Raw genomic sequence first — 15,736 nt, 5'->3', positions numbered from 1 at the left:
ACCCAGCAGAAGCAGAATCTCTCTTTAGCTGCGTTTGTGTCCCCGCAGTCGGCCGTTTTTGAACTGGAAGCTCGCCTCCCGACAACAGCTTTTGGATGGACCTCTTACACAATCAGAATCACATCCAGATGACGCGGTCCATGCACTCCCTTGATTCGCGTCATCTCGATATCCGCTGTGGCCGAAGGCCCTGAGAAAAAAGTGGTCGTCAACTCTGCCGTCCCGTGGAGCCTCTCCATCGCCTGCGGCACCGTCTCCATCACATCGGCTGCCTTCACCACGCAGAGGTGATAGTCCGGCACCAATGTCACCGCGCGCCGTCCCTGCCCCGGCACATTCTGCAGGATCACTGTCCCGGTTAGGGCAATCGCGGCGGTCGAGCCCGTCATCACCCCATCGAAAGCATCCAGCGCAGTCGAGCTCATGCCGTCGTCCCTCACAAACTCAAAGCCCGCAGGCAGCCACTCCGCTGAAAGCCCAGCCGGAACCACCATCCGCCGCTTCCCTCGCGCTGCAAGCATCTTCGCGACAGCATCGGCCACATCGCCATGCCCCACGTGGACTACATGCGCGTCATAATCCCGTAGCCGATCTTCAAGCAGTTCGAGCAGCGCGCCCGGCTCCAATACTGCGCTGCGTCGATACTCTCGCGCCACACGGCTCCACGCAGTTCCTGCAGCCTCGGCATCGGAAGTCCCACCTTTAGCCACACGAATACGCCGCAAAACCTCAGCCCGCGCCGCATTGGAATTAGTAGCGACAGTCATCTCAGTTCCCATTTCTCCTCCGCTTCTCCCACCAGTCGCGGAAGGTCTCTTCCGGCATCTCCTGCAAGTCCCGCACCTGCGTCCAGCCGCCCAGCATCCCCGGCAGCCAGCCTATCCAGCCCACACCTCGCCCGTCCTTGCGCACCAGCGGAGTCTCCGCCATGCGCCCCAGCCGCTGCGCCGCTCGAAACCGCCGCTCACTCTTGAAGATCATCGCCATGGCCTTCATCGCCCCAGCCTCGACATCGAACAAGCCCGCGACCCCCGCCGTATTCTGCTTCACCACCTTGTTGCGCAGATGGATCAGCACCTCGGGAATATTGATCTTCACCGGACACACTTCATAGCAGGCCCCGCACAGCGACGAGGCAAACGGAAGACTCTGCGCATGGTGCATCTCCTGCAACTGCGGCGTCAGAATCGCGCCAATCGGTCCGGCATACACGCTCCCATAAGCCTGTCCGCCCGTCTGTCGATAGACCGGGCAGGCATTCTGGCAAGCTCCGCAGCGAATGCAGTTCAGCGTCTGCCGGCCTTCCTTGTCCGCCAGAATCTCCGTCCGCGCATTGTCCATCAGCACCACATGAAACGCGCGCGGTCCATCGCCTTCCTTCACTCCGGTCCAGATCGAGTTATAGGGATTCATCCGCTCGCCGGTAGCCGACCGCGGCAGCAACTGCAACACCACCTCAAGGTCCTGAAACCGCGGCAAAACCTTATCAATTCCCGCAATCGTAATCAACGTCTCGGGCAGTGTAAGGCACATGCGCCCGTTGCCCTCGCTCTCGACGATGCAAACCCCGCCCGTCTCCGCGATCAGGAAGTTAGCGCCGCTCACTCCCGTCTTTACCCGCAAAAACTTCTCCCGCAAAAACATTCGAGCAGCGTCGGCAAGGTCCTGTGGCGACTCACCCAACTCCGGCAGATTCATCTTCCTCTGAAAGATCTCGCGAATCTGCTGCCGATTCTTATGCAGCGCCGGAACTACGATATGCGAAGGCTGGTCTTCCCCTAGCTGAATAATCAACTCAGCCAGGTCGGTCTCATAGGCGTGAATCCCAGCCGCCGCCAGCGCGTCGTTCAGATGAATTTCTTCGGTCGTCATCGATTTGATCTTGATGACCTCATCCGAGCCGCTCGCCTTCACCAGCCGAGTAACAATCCTCTTCGCCTCTTCGGCATCGCGAGCCCAATGCACCACGCCGCCTGCTCGCGTGCAGTTCTCCTCAAACTGCTCCAGATAGAAATCCAGGTGCTCCATCGTGTGCTGGCGAATCTGCTTGCCTGCCTCGCGCAACTGCTGCCAATCCGGCATCTCGCTCACCACACGCGCTCGCTTGGCTTGAATCACTTCCGTGGCATGACGAACGTTCTTCCGCATCTGCGTATCACCCAGCGCAGCCTTGGCCGCCATCGGAAACACAGGCGACGTCTTCGGGTCTAACGCAACTCCGCTCATCGCGCAGACCTCCCTAAACGCTTGTCATCCTGAGCGAGCGTAGCGAGTCGAAGGACCTGCGGTTGTCTTTGCCGATGTACCTTCATCATCATCGCGCTGTTCCCTCATCGCCCGCCAATATCTCCGCCAAATGCACCGTCTTCACCCCGGTTCGCTGTCGATGCAGCGCTCCCTGAATATGCATCAGGCAGCTATTGTCGCAAGCCGTACAAGCTTCCGCGCCCGTATTCAACACCGCCGTCGTCTTCTCCGAAAGCATCGCACTCGAAACATCCGCATTCTTGATCGCAAACGTTCCGCCAAAGCCGCAACACTGTTCCAGCCCCTCCAGCGGAACCAGATCGATTCCCCGTACCGCCTTCAGCAGCCGCAGCGGTCCATCACCCAGCTCAAGATTTCGCAGCCCGTGGCAGCTTGCGTGATAGGTCACCCGGTGCGGATAGTAAGCCCCCACATCCTCCAGCCCCAGCCCTCGCGTCAAAAACTCCGAGAACTCATACACCCGAGGCAGCAGTTCCTCAACATCAGCAATCAATCTCGCATCACCGATCTCCGCGGCCATCTTCGGATAGTGGTCCTTCATCATCGCCACGCAGCTCGAAGACGGGACTACCACCGCCTCAGCTCCGCGAAACTGATCGACAAACCGTTGCACCAGCGGCATGGCTTCTGCCTGGTAGCCGGTGTTGTAGTGCATCTGCCCGCAGCAGGTCTGGCCGGCAGGAAACTCGACCGTATGTCCCAGCCGTTCCAGCACCTTCACCACGGACTTACCCGTCTCAGGAAACAGAGTGTCGTTATAGCAGGTAATGAATAAGGAAACTCGCAGAGCCAAACCTCCAGCCGCACCGGCCAGCGCATTAAATTCAATAGAGAGTATATTTCCCCAACGCAAATCGCGTCAGGTAGGATAGTACCCGGCACAGCACCATCACTATCATTGCACCATCAACGAGGCCTGCGTGGGAACCAATCCGTTTATCGGCGTCATTTATCACTGGATCGGCGGCTTCGCCTCCGCCACCAACTTCATCCCCTTCCGCGCCATCAAGCGCTGGTCGTGGGAGATCTACTGGCTCATTCAGGGCTTCGCCGCCTGGATCGTCGCGCCCGTCGTGCTCGCCTACATCTTCGTGCCCAACGTCTTCGGCATTCTGCACATCGCCTATGCCACCCATCCGTCCGACTGCCTCTACGCGTTCCTCTTTGGTGCGCTCTGGGGAATCGGTGGCCTCACATTCGGCCTGGCCATCCGCTACCTCGGCATCGCCCTCGGCTACGCCATCGCCCTTGGCCTCTGCACCGCCTTCGGCACCCTGATCCCGCCCATCTACTCCGGCCAGATCACCACCATCATGCACGAAGGCTCCGGCCAGATCATCCTTCTCGGCGTCGCCATCTGCCTCATCGCAGTAGCCGTCAACGGCGCCGCAGGCTGGTCCAAAGAACAAGAGACCACCCCCGAAGAGAAGGCCGAAGCTGGCGAGTCCGACTTCTCCTTCGGCAAAGGCATCGCCGTCGCCATCTTCGCCGGTATTATGAGCAGCTTCTTCGCCTTCGGCCTCGCCGCCGGCAAGCCCATCGGCGACATCGCCAAAGCTCAACTCCTTGCCAACCACCGCCTCGACCTCTGGCAGAACCTTCCCATCCTCATCGTCGTTCTCTGGGGAGGCTTCCTCACCAACTTCATCTGGTCGGCTATCCTCATCATTAAGAACAGCTCCATCAAGCAGTTCGTCGGCGCTCCCGGCAACAATCCCATGCGCGCCTCGCACTCCTCCGGCGACACCTTGGTCGATTTCGATCCACTCGACGCCTCCACCTACGACCGCCTCGCCCCCAAAACCCTCGTCGCCAACTACCTCTTCGCCGCCATGGCCGGAGTCATCTGGTACTTCCAGTTCTTCTTCTACTCCATGGGCCAGACCAAGATGGGCAAGTACGACTTCTCCAGCTGGACCCTTCACATGGCCTCGATCATTATCTTCGCCACCCTCTGGGGCCTTGCGCTCAAAGAATGGCGCGGCACCAGCACTCGCACCAAGTGGCTGGTAGCCACCGGCCTCTTCCTTCTGGTCGGCTCGACAGTAGTCGTAGGCTATGGCAACTACCTGAAAGCCACGCAGGATGCAGTGACAGCAGCCATGCTCCACTAGCAACTAGCTCTGCAGTTTTTAGTAGCTAGCTCCCCCGCTTTGGCTTGATACTCTTTTGAATTGTCATCCTTCCGCAAAGCGGGGGGACCTGCTGTTGCAGTTGTTCCTCTTCCACGGGCACAAACGTCCGGGTGCCCCATCCTTTGCAGCTTCACCGCAAAGGATGGAAAGTAGGCTTTTACTGAACCTACCGCCCAATACCCATCCGTGATACCGTCGCAAAAAGCAGCCATGCCCAACTGGAAAGCCATCCTGAGCTACGACGGAACACCCTACCATGGCTGGCAGATCCAGCCCAGCCTGCCCACCGTTCAGAGAACCCTCGCCCAGGCCATCCACCAAATCACCGGAGAAACCGTCCTCCCCCAGGGATCAGGCCGCACCGACGCCGGAGTTCACGCCCTCGCGCAGGTAGCCTCCTTCTCTCTCCAATCCACCATCCCTCCCGCCAACTTTCATCGAGCCCTCAACCACGCCCTTCCCCCCAGCATCCGCGTTCTTTCCATCGATCACGCCCCACCTAGCTTCCATGCCCGCCACAGCGCTATCGGCAAAACCTACGAGTACCGCATCCACCCAACTGGCAGCATCTGCTCGCCCATGCTCGCTCCCTACGTGTGGCCCTGCCCCATCCCTCTCGACTTCGAACAGCTCCAGCAAGCAGCCGCCTCCATTCTTGGCACCCATGACTTCACCTCCTTCGCCGCCGCCGACCCCGACCTCACCACCCGCACGACCGAACCTTCTACCGACCTACCACAACACACAACCGCCATCCGCACCATCCGCAACTCACACTGGCGTCAGCAAGAAGGCATCTTCATCTACCGGGTCGCCGGAACCGGCTTCCTCCACCACATGGTGCGCAACCTCGTAGGAACCTTCGCCGAAGCAGGCACAGGCCGCATCTCTGCCCACGCCATCCCCGAAATCCTCGCGGCCCGCAACCGCTCCGCCGCCGGTCCCACCGCCCCTGCCGCCGGCCTCTTCCTCGTCGAGGTCGAATACTGATGTCCGCCGCCGCCCAACATCGCATCACCCGCCTCGCCACCCTCACCGCGGTCCACCGGGCCTTCCATTGGCTACACCTCCACCAGCCCCAACTCCGCCAGTGGCAACTGGAGATGGTCTGCATCCCGGCGCCACCCTTCGCCGAATCCGCTCGCGCCGCATGGTTCCTCGATCGCTTCCGTCATTTAGGCCTCACCAACATCCATCTCGATGAAGAGGGCAACGCTCTTGCTGAACTAGCTTCACCCGATGCCCTGCCCAACACCCCCTGCATTCTTCTCTCAGCTCACCTCGACACCGTCTTCCCCGCCGGAACCTCCTGCGAGCCCCGTCAGGCCAACGACAGCCCCCGCATCTACGCCCCCGGCATCTGCGACAACGCCGCCGGACTCACCGCTCTGCTCGGCATTGCCGCCGCCCTCCGCTACGCCCATATCACTCCACCCATCCCCATCCTCTTCGCTGCCAACGTAGGGGAAGAGGGCGAAGGCGATCTCCGCGGCATGCGCTATCTCTTCGAGCAAGGCCCCTATCGCCACCGCATCGCCGCTGCCCTGGCCCTCGAAGGAGGAGGCACCAACACCACCGTCACCCGAGCCCTCGGCAGCATCCGCCTCAGCGTTACCGTCACCGGCCCCGGCGGCCACTCCTGGGCCGATGCCGGAGCGCCCAACCCCATCCTCATCCTCAGCCGCATCCTCACTGCCGTCGCCGAAATCGCTCTCCCCACCGAGCCGCTGACTACCCTCAACGCAGGCCACATCTCCGGCGGAACCTCCATCAACTCTATTCCAGAGTCGGCCACCGTCCTGCTCGACCTTCGCTCGACAGATCCTGCCCATTTACGCATCGCCGAAGCCGCTGTCCGCAAAATCTGCGACGGCTTCCTGACTGCATTAGCCACGCAGCGACCCACGTCATCGGCTACAAATATCATGGTTCAGAACATCGGCAATCGACCCGCCGCAGTCCTACCCGACGACTCCTCTTTGCTCGAAACCCTTCGCGCCGTAGACCGCCACCTCACCCTCCGCACCGAGCTGCGGCTAGGCTCGACCGACGCCAACCTCCCACTATCGCTGGGCATCCCCGCGATGGCCATCGGCACCGGAGGCAGCGGAGGAGGCATCCACACCCTACAGGAGTGGTACGACCCGACCGGCCGCGAGACCGCCCTGCGCCGTATCCTCCTCACACTCCTCGACACTACCCAGGTCACTGCGGGAAGTCACCGCCCCTAAGGCTGAACCCCCGTCTGGAAGCGCAGATCAGCCATCGCAAAGCCGTATTGCGACCGCGCATTCGCATCGCTGATGGCTGCCTGCGTCTGCTGCAACTGCGCCTGGCCGTATTTCCGCGCCGCCTGTTCGTTCCACTGCAACGACTGCAGGTCAGGCCTGTTCTGAATAGCCGACGCAATTCATCCCGTCGGAAGTAAGTGCGGTTATAACGTTATCGACCACACCCTTCGGGGAAACGCCAAGCAATGCGGCATGCTGGTGCAAAACTACTTATTTTGCAAAATTAGGTCTATTAAGAATAGAAGAATCTACGATGGTCGATAAGCTGGCCTCTCAACCGGAGCATCCCCTCATTGCATCGCCGCCGTTACTCCCATACACTCGTTAAGTAATCCTTATAACCGTAACGGGGCGGTTAGCTCAGTTGGTTAGAGCATCTCGTTTACACCGAGAGGGTCTGGGGTTCGAATCCCTAACCGCCCACCATATTTCCCTTCCGTCTGCGATCAATCTCCCATGGCTTCCCGCCTCATCATCAACGCGGACGACTTCGGCCTGACGCTGGGAGTCAATCGCGCAATCGCCGAACTTCACCAGGCACATGTGCTCACCTCCGCCACTCTGATGGCCACTGGTGCCGCGTTCGACGATGCCGTCGCCATTGCCCGTGCCAATCCATCGCTTGGCGTCGGTTGCCACATCGTTCTTACCGACGGCGAGCCTGTCTCTCCTCCCCACAGCATTCCAACGTTGCTGGGCTCGGACGGCAAAAACTTCAGGCCTTCCCTACTCGACTTCATGCAAGCACTCATGCGCGGCAACATCCGCGAAGGAGAGATCGAGCGCGAAGCTTTTGCCCAGGTCCAGAAGTTGAAACAGACTGGCATTGCAGTCACTCATCTCGACACCCATAAACATACCCACCTCTTCCCTGCCGTGGCGCGTCCACTTTTGCGCGTTGCCCATTGCTGCTCCGTCGGGGCCGTCCGCAATCCCTTCGAGCCCGCATGGAGCTCGCGCCTTGCGCCCAACGCCTTTGTCCGGCGGCTTCAGTTCCACATCCTTGGCATCCTCGGCAAACGCTCTTTTGAATCGCTGCCGCAACTCAACGACGGGCACGTCCTCACTTCCGACGGCACGATCGGCGTCTCTGCCACCGGCCAGCTTGATGCAGCCTCTCTCCGCAAAATTCTCCACGCAATGCCCGAAGGCACGTGGGAGCTTGTCTGCCATCCCGGATATAACGATACGGCACTGAATGCCATCGCTACCCGTCTCCGCGCAACACGCGAGATCGAGCGCGATGCCTTGCTCCAGGAAATCCCGCGCGCAAGCCGAACCGTTTCCGGCCTGGAACTCATCCATTATGGACAGATAAGCCAGCCACATCGCCACTACGAGAGATCCCTATGAAGATCGGCATCACCTGTTATCCGACCTACGGCGGCAGCGGCGTCGTAGCCACCGAGCTGGGCATTGAACTCGCCGCACGCGGCCATGACATTCACTTCATCACCTACTCGCAGCCCTTCCGGCTGACTGGCCGCGAGGCCAACATCCACTTCCACGAGGTGGCCGTCTCGAACTATCCACTCTTCGAGCATCCTCCTTACGACCTTGCTCTGGCCACGCGCATGGCCGAAGTCGCGGAGTTCTATTCGCTCGATCTTCTGCACGTCCACTATGCGATCCCACATTCAGTAAGCGCTCTGCTGGCCAAGCAGATGCTAGCCGCAAACGGTCGAAAGTTGCCCTTCATCACCACGCTGCACGGCACCGACATTACCCTGGTCGGCCTCGATGCCTCCTACCTTCCGATTACACGGTTCGGGATCGTAAAGTCTGATGGAGTAACCGCAATCTCCAGTCATCTCCGCGATCGCACCCGCGAAGCCTTCGGCATCACCTCCGAGATTGAGGTCATACCGAACTTCGTCAACTGCGACGTCTACGTTCGCAATCCCGAACTGGTCGCCACCATGCGGCCCCGTTTCGCCGCCGCCAACGAGCGACTGCTTGTCCACCTCTCCAACTTCCGCCCCGTCAAGCGCGTCCAGGATGTCGTCAAAGTGTTTGCCCGTGTTGCCGCTGCCATGCCCGCACGCCTGATGCTGATCGGCGATGGCCCCGACCGCAGCGCCGCCGAACATCTGGCACTGCAGCTCAAGGTGCAGGACCGCATCCACTTCGTAGGCAAGCAGGACAACGTCAACGAGTTGCTGCCGCTGGCCGACCTGATGGTGATGCCCAGCGAGATGGAGTCCTTCGGGCTGGCCGCGCTCGAAGCCATGGCCTGCAGCGTTCCCAGCATCTCGACCCGGGTTGGCGGCGTCCCGGAATTGATTGAGCACGGACGCAATGGCCTTCTCTTCGATGTGGGAGATGTCGATTCCATGGCCAAAGCCGCGATCGCACTCCTTAGCGACGACTCGCGTTTGGCCCTCATGGCCAAAGCCGCTCGCCAGACCGCACAGGATCAATTCTGCGCCTCGCGCATCATCCCTCTGTACGAGAGTTATTACGACCGCGTAATCGCCCGAACCACAATTTAGCCCCTGGTTACAGCCCTCACCGCGTCTCCCACCAGACGCAGGGCCTGTCCGGCAGCATCCCCGACTGGCCCCCACACCTCCGCCCCGTCGTCGAGAATAGGCATTCGCAAGCTCACCTTCGTCCCTCTGCCCGGTCTGCTATTGATCTCCACGCCTGCCAGATTTCCGTAGAGAACACCCATCCGCTCGCGCACGTTGCGCATGCCGATGCCGGAACCGGGACGGATCAAACCGCTTACCGGTGAGGCGCAGTCCCACTCCGGATCCATGCCCACACCGTCGTCCTCGACCTCCACCAGCAGCATTCCATCCTCTGTGATCCGGCTGCGCAGCGTCACCGTGCCGCCGCTGATGCGCGGCTCCAGACCATGCTTGATGCTGTTTTCTATCAACGGCTGCAGCAGCATTCCCGGAACGACGATATGCAGCGTCTCCTCGGCGATCTCCTTGACCACCTTCAGCTTCTCGCCAAAGCGCACGACCTCGATATCGAGATAGTCATCGGTAAACATCAGCTCTTCGCTAAAAGGCACAAAAGCCTCGCGGTCTTTAAGCAGCACACGCAGAATGTTGCCCAGCTTAACGATCATCTCTCGCGCCAGTTCTGGCCGTGAACGCACCAGCGACGTGATGGAGTTAAGCGTATTGAACAGAAAATGCGGGTTGATCTGCCGTTGCAGCGCATCGAGTCTCGCCTCCAGCAGCAGCCTTCCCTGCTCCTCCAACTTGCGCTCGATGCGGACCGAGTTCCATATCTTGAGCGGAATCCCGACGACCACTGGAGCACTTGCGCAGATCAACAACTCAACCCACCACGAGTCAGAATGCAGTTCGAAGAACCGCCGCGGATAGAGCCGCGACAGCATACTCAGCCCAAACGCTCCGGTCGCAATCGACAGAAGGAGCAGGACCTGCCGGTCCAGGCTGGGCCGGCGCAGGTTGCGCGTCACCCAGCGATAGATGCTCAGGTCGATCATCGGCGAAAAAGACCAGACATCCTCGGCGTTCGCAAAACGGCGGAAGGCCCCGGCTCCAGCGGCCACCAGCAGATTGATCGGAAGCGCCAGATACTCATGATGCAGCACGGCAGGAACCGCAAGCGCGGCACCGCCGGCCATCGCCGCCAGTGGACCCACCAGGATGCCAAGCAAAATGGTCGTCTCGTAAGAGAGGTCAGCCGCCAGAAAGTTCGGCACCAGCACACGCACCCAGACGCCCAGCGTAAGCGGCACGCAGATCATCGCCACCAGGGCAGCGGTCTGACGCCGTGTCCGCCGCGAGGTAAACAAAAGCTCCTTAAACGTCTTTGCCCGAGCCAGCGAGGTCGATACCGCAGCGGCCACGCCTAGCTCAATCAGCAGCGTAATCAGGATCAGCTTTGGATCGGTCTGCGTCACAAACCTACTTTACGCCCTTCGCCGCTGCATCAAATCGCCCTATGCCGCAATCCAATAGGCATGCAGTCCGAAACGTATAATCGCACTATGTCCTTCGCATCCTTAATTAAAGTAGCCGACGCCGACTTCCCCACCCGCTGGGGACACTTCCGCATTCTCGGCTTCGAGGGCGTAGTCACCAATCCACAGCCGTGCAACGAGGCCATTCCTGCTCCAGCGACGCGCACCGAGGCTGCGGTAGCTCTGGTCATGGGCGATATTCACACCGGGCCGCCTATCGTGCGCATCCATTCGCAGTGCCTCACCGGAGATGTCTTCCACTCGCTGCGCTGCGATTGCCGCCAGCAACTTGAACTTGCGCTCGCCACCATCGCCGAGGCAGGCACTGGCATTCTTCTCTACGAGCAACAGGAGGGCCGCGGCATCGGCCTGATGGCCAAATTGCGTGCCTATGAGTTGCAGGACCAGGGCCGCGATACCATCGAGGCCAATCTTGAGTTGGGCTACGCCGCCGACTGCCGCGCCTACGAGCTCCCCGCCGAGATCCTCAAATCGCTCGGCGTGAAGGCAGTTCGCCTCATGACCAACAATCCCGAAAAGGTAGACGCACTCGTCTCCGCCGGCATCGAAGTGACCGAGCGCATCTCCGCCGTTGTGCCCATCGAGCCAACCTTCGACCGTTACATCCAGACCAAGCGCGACAAGATGGGGCACCTGGTCAGCTAGATACTACCTGCCAAGCTCACGGTCGAAGAACTTCGCCATGATTCCGTCAGCCTCCTTCGACTCCGGCAGTTCGGCATCGTTCCAGAAGGCATGAGGCAGTGCCTCAAACACCACCAACCGGGCGTCCACCCCATCCCGCAAAAAAGCGCGATGCAAAATCGTCGTCCCACTCAGGAGCATGTCGCGGCCGCTGGTGATAAATAGTGTCGGCGGCATCCCATGCAGGTCCGCGTAGAGCGGAGAAAGCACCGGATCGCGAGGGTTCGTCTCCCGGACATACTCCTTGTCCATCGGCGGCGGCGCAGGAGGGTCCAGATGCCCCGACAAGCCAGCCAGCGCGTACATCGCCTGCGAATCACCTACGTGGTCGAAATCACCGAAGCCCGAGAAGATACCCAGAGCACCCGGCAACGGCAGCCCCAACTGCTTGATCTTCACAGCAACCTCACCGGTAAGAATCGCCCCGGCTGAGGTCCCATAGATGGCAATCTTCGCAGGCTTATAGGTCTTCAATACCTCACGATAGACGGCGACGGCATCGTCCACCGCCGCCGGAAATGGATGTTCCGGGGCAAGTCTGTACAGCACGGCAATCACCTTGGTCTGGGTAAGGTTCGCAATCGGCACAGTCTCGGTGAGCGAGCCCGAGTCCGAGTTGAACCCTCCGCCATGCAGATTGATGAGAACGCGGTCGCGGTGGTCCGCAGGAATCTCCAGAGGAGTGATCACACGCACTGGCACACCCGCAATCGAATCGCTCGCAACATGCACCGGATACATCGTCTCCGACAACTTACCTGCGCGGGCCTGCCACGTATCTGTCCCGCTCCGACGCGCTTCGAGCGTCTCCGGCTTTACCGCGTCAGACTGAGGAAGCGCAAGGCTTCGCTGGGCCTCCGGGCTTACCGTCTGCGGCACAGGAATAACGCGGGTGATGTGCGCCGTGCCTTGGCTGTCGATCACGCTTGAATCGCTCTGCACCCCCGTTGCCGCCGGTTGCGACCAGCAAGTGACAGTCCAGGCAGAGAGTGCAATGCAGAAGATCACGCGCAAAGATAGGCAAGCGCTCAGATTCCATCTCCTACCCGCAAGTGGATTACGCCGCATGGACGTCTCCTTTCAAATGTCTTCAGCGATAGGCGACATCGAATCATCGCTCATCTCACTGGCCAACCATCATACAAAGTGCGCGATCCCTTAGCTCCGCATCGCCACAATCACCTTCGCCGTTGTCACCATCTGCCCTGTGTGGCGCTGGCTATGGTCAGCGCAATGGACCAGCAGCCCGCCCACCGTCGTCGGCAGCATCTTCCTGCCAACACCGCGGGCATCCTGATAACTCTCCGCACGCAACGCCCCGACCCGCTCCATCGCGGAAGAGATCCCTTCCTCGAATTCCGCAAACAAAGCCCTTCGCGAAATGCACTCGTCGGCCTCCGCCTTCAACGCTTCCAGTTGAGCCGCAGACAGCTGCCGCCCCTCCGAATAGGTCAGCAGACGGTCGAGACTGCGTACGATATGCCGCATCTGGCGTCCAACAGAAGGCAATCCAAGCGGCTGCGCCTCCAACTCGGCATCGCTCAAATTGGCGCTCCAACGCTCAACATCCTCACGAGCCAGTTCCAGCGCATGAAGCACACCGCGCCGAACCGCATCCACCTCAATCAAAGTCCCACGCAACCAAGGCTCAACCATCGCCTGCCTCCTTTTCCATAGCCACAACTTTGGGTACCCCACATCTCGATTCTGAGATGTGGGAATCGTGCGAAGCACGACCGTCCTCATCTCCAGGCCGAAACTCTCACAACCCTTCCCTCTTCCGAAATGCCCTCACCACTTCGCCAACGTCTTTATGCTCAGAATCCACCGCGAAGTTCATCTCGCGAATCTCCTCCGCGCTGACCTTCCCTGCCAATTGATCCATCGCGACCTGAATCCCCGGATGCCGCCGCAGCGAGTCCTCCCGAATCAAGGGCACAGCCTCATACGGAGGGAAATAATGCCGGTCATCCTGCAACACAGTCAGCCCCAAAGCGCGTATCGGCCCATCGGTCGAATTCCCCGCCACCATATCCACCTGCCCCACCCCCAGCGCTCGATAAAGCAATCCCAGGTCCATCACCCGCGGCGCATCGCGAAAGTGCAGCCCATACGTCGCCTCCAATCCGCGCAGGCCATCGGGCCGCTCCTCAAACTCATAGCCCACACCAAGTCTCCATTGCGGCGCGATCTTCGCCGCATCGGAGATCGTCTTCAACCCATACCGCTGCGCATCCGCACCGCGCACCACCATCGCAAAGGTGTCCTCAAACCCCAACCCGCGTTCTACCTTTACGGCATACCGCGTCGCATACAAACGTTGAACAGTATCGAACACAGTGGCCGCATCGCGCTGCCCCATCGGAGGAAGTGGCTGCTTCAGGATCGCCGTCAGCGCAGTCCCGGTGTACTCCACATAGGCATCGATGCGTCCATTCACCAGAGCCTGCTGGCAGATATAGCTTCCGGCCAGATAAAACTTGCGGTCAACCTTCTCTCCGGTGACTGCCTCAATCTCCTGCGCCACCAGTTCCCCCAGAACCACCTGCTCGGTAAAGTTCTTCGCACCGATAACAATCCTCGAAGATCGCGGCGGAGCACACGCACTGAGTCCACCAAAGATAGCCAAAAGCACAACCAGAGCAACCAGCCTCCGCACCTTCGTCACTGCACTTGCAGTTGCGGCTGCACTTGCTTCTAGGTAGCCCAAGGCTTCAGCCTTGGGTCTCTTGAACCCATCACAGATTTGGGGCTTTAGCCCCTGGGCTAAGCCTTCCCTCGAATCGTTCCAACTCTCCAACCATCGCCGAGTCACGCTCGCCTCACTGCCAGCTTTTTCTCCAGCCACCCCAACCCCGCATCGGCAATCAGAGCAAGCAAAGCCGCCGGAATAGCCCCCGCCAGCACCAGCCGGTTATCCACGCTCGCCACTCCGCGAAAGATCAGCTCGCCCAACCCACCCGCACCAATCGCCGCTGCAATCGTCGCCACCCCCACGCAGGTCACGGTGGCTGTCCGCAGTCCAGCCAGAATGACGCTGGCCGACAGCGGCAGCTCCACCTTCCACAACCGCTGCCACGAGGTCATTCCCATGGCCTCGGCCACATCGCCAAGCGTGGCATCGACGCTTCCAATACCTGCATAGGTATTCCGCAGAATGGGCAGCAGAGCGTAACCCGTCAGGGCAAGGATTGCCAGCCGAGCCGCATTCTCCCCCAGCCAGGGAACTGGCAGCAGCAATCCAAAGAGCGCCAGGCTAGGAATCGTCTGCACCACGTTGGCGAAACCGATCACCGGCTTCGCCAACCCCGGCCTCCGAGTTAACAGTATCCCCAGCGGCAACCCAATCCCCGCCGCCAATAACATGGCGAAGAGAGTCAGCCACAGATGCTCGAACGTCAGCCGGGCTATCTCCCACCCATGCGATTGAATAAACGCTATCAAGCTGGCACCACTCGATATACCGCCGAAACATAATCTTTTACATGAGGATTCTCCGAAGCCAGAACCTCACCGGCAGGCAGGTCCGCCACCACCTTACCCTCGGCTAAGAACACCACTCTCTGCGCCAGATAAAGTGCTTCATCCAGATCATGCGTCACCAGCAAAACCGTCTTGCCGACACGCTGCAAAAGCTCCCGCAGCATGGTCTGCATCTCCGCCCGCGTCAATGGGTCGAGCGCACCAAACGGCTCGTCCATGAGCAATATATCCGGATCCATTGCCAGCGAGCGCGCCAGCCCCACGCGCTGCCGCTGCCCCCCGGAGAGCTGCCACGGATAACGCTCTCGAAACTGAGCAAAGTCCAAACCCGCCAGCGAGAGAACCTCTTCCGCACGCTTTGAGGTCTCCACCCGAGACCGCCCTGCCAACTCGAGGGCCATTCCCGCGTTCCGCTCAACAGTCATGTGCGGAAAGAGCCCCGTCTCCTGGATCACGTACCCAATGCTTCGACGCAGAGCCACCACGTCGTAAACCCCGACAGGACGATCCCCAACGTGCACTTCTCCCGAGGTAGGAGTGACCAGCCCATTGACCATCCGCAGCAGCGTCGTCTTTCCCGACCCGCTTCGCCCTAATAAAGCCGTCGTCGTCCCCGCTTCGAGACGCAAGGAGATATCGCGCAGCAGAAAATGGCTGCCAGCCAGCGTATAGCTCACCTTCGCGAACTCAACGCCAACTGCAGCCATCGTCTCTACCTATCTGATTTTGACTACTGAGCCGCCTCCGGAGCCGACTCGGCCCCGTCCTGCAGTCCCGTCCCGGCATGCCCCTTTACGCGGACTACCGTAATCTTTTCAAAGCCTTCCTTGAAGGTCGGCGGACGCAGGCGCTCTGCCATCTTTTGCATCACCTCATCGGTCACGACGCGTTCGCGCTTGCTATTG

At 60.2% G+C, this 15,736-nt stretch carries 16 protein-coding genes and 1 tRNA gene; 7 read left to right on the top strand and 10 right to left on the bottom strand.

Annotated elements, in window-relative coordinates; all coding sequences use genetic code 11:
* Positions 1–104: 104 nt before the first annotated feature.
* The 3 genes from VMU57_RS20750 to VMU57_RS20740 all read right to left on the bottom strand — a co-directional run bounded on the left by VMU57_RS20750 (position 105) and on the right by VMU57_RS20740 (position 3,055).
* Positions 105–767, bottom strand: a complete 663-nt coding sequence (locus tag VMU57_RS20750; protein ID WP_325386919.1) for a LutC/YkgG family protein — start codon at positions 765–767, stop codon at positions 105–107.
* 1 nt (position 768) lies between these two features.
* Positions 769–2,226 carry a LutB/LldF family L-lactate oxidation iron-sulfur protein gene (locus VMU57_RS20745; protein WP_325386917.1) on the bottom strand — a complete coding sequence of 486 codons (1,458 nt, stop codon included), beginning with the start codon at positions 2,224–2,226 and terminating at the stop codon, positions 769–771.
* Positions 2,227–2,314: 88 nt separating this feature from the next.
* Positions 2,315–3,055, bottom strand: a complete 741-nt coding sequence (locus tag VMU57_RS20740; RefSeq protein WP_325386945.1) for a (Fe-S)-binding protein — start codon at positions 3,053–3,055, stop codon at positions 2,315–2,317.
* Between the two features lie 133 nt (positions 3,056–3,188).
* Here VMU57_RS20740 and VMU57_RS20735 point away from each other — a divergent pair, with 133 nt between their 5' ends.
* From VMU57_RS20735 to VMU57_RS20725, 3 genes are all read left to right on the top strand, one after another.
* Positions 3,189–4,382: an L-rhamnose/proton symporter RhaT gene (locus VMU57_RS20735; protein WP_325386915.1), complete on the top strand. Its 1,194-nt coding sequence runs from the start codon at positions 3,189–3,191 to the stop codon at positions 4,380–4,382.
* A 231-nt stretch (positions 4,383–4,613) separates the two neighbouring features.
* The gene (truA, locus tag VMU57_RS20730) at positions 4,614–5,393 is read left to right on the top strand and encodes a tRNA pseudouridine(38-40) synthase TruA (protein WP_325386913.1); all 780 of its coding nucleotides are present in this window, start codon (positions 4,614–4,616) and stop codon (positions 5,391–5,393) included.
* Complete coding sequence (locus VMU57_RS20725; RefSeq protein ID WP_325386911.1) at positions 5,393–6,634, top strand: M20/M25/M40 family metallo-hydrolase; 1,242 nt, start codon at positions 5,393–5,395, stop codon at positions 6,632–6,634. The genes truA and VMU57_RS20725 overlap by 1 nt, the downstream gene beginning before the upstream one ends.
* Here the strand turns inward: VMU57_RS20725 and VMU57_RS20720 are convergent.
* Positions 6,631–6,774: a hypothetical protein gene (locus VMU57_RS20720; RefSeq protein ID WP_325386909.1), complete on the bottom strand. Its 144-nt coding sequence runs from the start codon at positions 6,772–6,774 to the stop codon at positions 6,631–6,633. The genes VMU57_RS20725 and VMU57_RS20720 overlap by 4 nt on opposite strands.
* 269 nt (positions 6,775–7,043) lie before the next feature.
* Between VMU57_RS20720 and VMU57_RS20715 the strand changes: the two genes are divergently transcribed.
* From VMU57_RS20715 to bshA, 3 genes are all read left to right on the top strand, one after another.
* A tRNA-Val gene (locus tag VMU57_RS20715) sits at positions 7,044–7,120 on the top strand.
* A gap of 30 nt (positions 7,121–7,150) precedes the next feature.
* Positions 7,151–8,047: a ChbG/HpnK family deacetylase gene (locus VMU57_RS20710; RefSeq protein ID WP_325386907.1), complete on the top strand. Its 897-nt coding sequence runs from the start codon at positions 7,151–7,153 to the stop codon at positions 8,045–8,047.
* Positions 8,044–9,186, top strand: a complete 1,143-nt coding sequence (bshA, locus tag VMU57_RS20705) for an N-acetyl-alpha-D-glucosaminyl L-malate synthase BshA (RefSeq protein WP_325386905.1) — start codon at positions 8,044–8,046, stop codon at positions 9,184–9,186. The genes VMU57_RS20710 and bshA overlap by 4 nt, the downstream gene beginning before the upstream one ends.
* On the opposite strand, the gene VMU57_RS20700 is transcribed toward bshA, so the two are convergent.
* Positions 9,183–10,583, bottom strand: a complete 1,401-nt coding sequence (locus VMU57_RS20700) for a sensor histidine kinase (RefSeq protein WP_325386903.1) — start codon at positions 10,581–10,583, stop codon at positions 9,183–9,185. The two genes, bshA and VMU57_RS20700, sit on opposite strands and share 4 nt — an antisense overlap.
* An 87-nt stretch (positions 10,584–10,670) precedes the next feature.
* Between VMU57_RS20700 and ribA the strand changes: the two genes are divergently transcribed.
* On the top strand, positions 10,671–11,309 hold the full coding sequence (gene ribA, locus VMU57_RS20695) for a GTP cyclohydrolase II (protein WP_325386901.1): 639 nt from the start codon (positions 10,671–10,673) through the stop codon (positions 11,307–11,309).
* Between the two features lie 3 nt (positions 11,310–11,312).
* Here the strand turns inward: ribA and VMU57_RS20690 are convergent, their stop codons facing one another.
* The 5 genes from VMU57_RS20690 to VMU57_RS20670 form a co-directional block, all read right to left on the bottom strand.
* Positions 11,313–12,416, bottom strand: a complete 1,104-nt coding sequence (locus tag VMU57_RS20690; RefSeq protein WP_325386899.1) for an alpha/beta hydrolase fold domain-containing protein — start codon at positions 12,414–12,416, stop codon at positions 11,313–11,315.
* Between the two features lie 90 nt (positions 12,417–12,506).
* Positions 12,507–13,004 (bottom strand): DinB family protein, encoded by a 498-nt coding sequence (locus VMU57_RS20685; RefSeq protein WP_325386897.1) that lies wholly within the window; start codon positions 13,002–13,004, stop codon positions 12,507–12,509.
* 106 nt (positions 13,005–13,110) lie between these two features.
* Positions 13,111–14,007: a glycine betaine ABC transporter substrate-binding protein gene (locus VMU57_RS20680; RefSeq protein ID WP_325386943.1), complete on the bottom strand. Its 897-nt coding sequence runs from the start codon at positions 14,005–14,007 to the stop codon at positions 13,111–13,113.
* Positions 14,008–14,159: 152 nt separating this feature from the next.
* On the bottom strand, positions 14,160–14,792 hold the full coding sequence (locus tag VMU57_RS20675; protein ID WP_325386895.1) for an ABC transporter permease: 633 nt from the start codon (positions 14,790–14,792) through the stop codon (positions 14,160–14,162).
* Positions 14,789–15,538: an ATP-binding cassette domain-containing protein gene (locus tag VMU57_RS20670; RefSeq protein ID WP_325386893.1), complete on the bottom strand. Its 750-nt coding sequence runs from the start codon at positions 15,536–15,538 to the stop codon at positions 14,789–14,791. Before VMU57_RS20670 ends, VMU57_RS20675 begins: the two co-directional genes overlap by 4 nt.
* Positions 15,539–15,736: the final 198 nt, after the last annotated feature.

It is taken from the genome of Edaphobacter sp., assembly GCF_035532915.1.
GTDB lineage: Bacteria > Acidobacteriota > Terriglobia > Terriglobales > Acidobacteriaceae > Edaphobacter.
Note: the sequence above shows the minus strand (reverse complement) of the source record. Positions and strands in the feature narration are given on the sequence as shown.

What these genes read in the sequence shown, in the direction of transcription:
- VMU57_RS20750 (WP_325386919.1), bottom strand. Translation starts at nt 767, where the DNA reads ATGACTGTCGCTACTAATTCCAATGCGGCGCGGGCTGAGGTTTTGCGG.
- VMU57_RS20745 (WP_325386917.1), bottom strand. Translation starts at nt 2,226, where the DNA reads ATGAGCGGAGTTGCGTTAGACCCGAAGACGTCGCCTGTGTTTCCGATG.
- truA (WP_325386913.1), top strand. Translation starts at nt 4,614, where the DNA reads ATGCCCAACTGGAAAGCCATCCTGAGCTACGACGGAACACCCTACCAT.
- VMU57_RS20725 (WP_325386911.1), top strand. Translation starts at nt 5,393, where the DNA reads ATGTCCGCCGCCGCCCAACATCGCATCACCCGCCTCGCCACCCTCACC.
- VMU57_RS20710 (WP_325386907.1), top strand. Translation starts at nt 7,151, where the DNA reads ATGGCTTCCCGCCTCATCATCAACGCGGACGACTTCGGCCTGACGCTG.
- bshA (WP_325386905.1), top strand. Translation starts at nt 8,044, where the DNA reads ATGAAGATCGGCATCACCTGTTATCCGACCTACGGCGGCAGCGGCGTC.
- ribA (WP_325386901.1), top strand. Translation starts at nt 10,671, where the DNA reads ATGTCCTTCGCATCCTTAATTAAAGTAGCCGACGCCGACTTCCCCACC.
- VMU57_RS20690 (WP_325386899.1), bottom strand. Translation starts at nt 12,416, where the DNA reads ATGCGGCGTAATCCACTTGCGGGTAGGAGATGGAATCTGAGCGCTTGC.
- VMU57_RS20685 (WP_325386897.1), bottom strand. Translation starts at nt 13,004, where the DNA reads ATGGTTGAGCCTTGGTTGCGTGGGACTTTGATTGAGGTGGATGCGGTT.
- VMU57_RS20670 (WP_325386893.1), bottom strand. Translation starts at nt 15,538, where the DNA reads ATGGCTGCAGTTGGCGTTGAGTTCGCGAAGGTGAGCTATACGCTGGCT.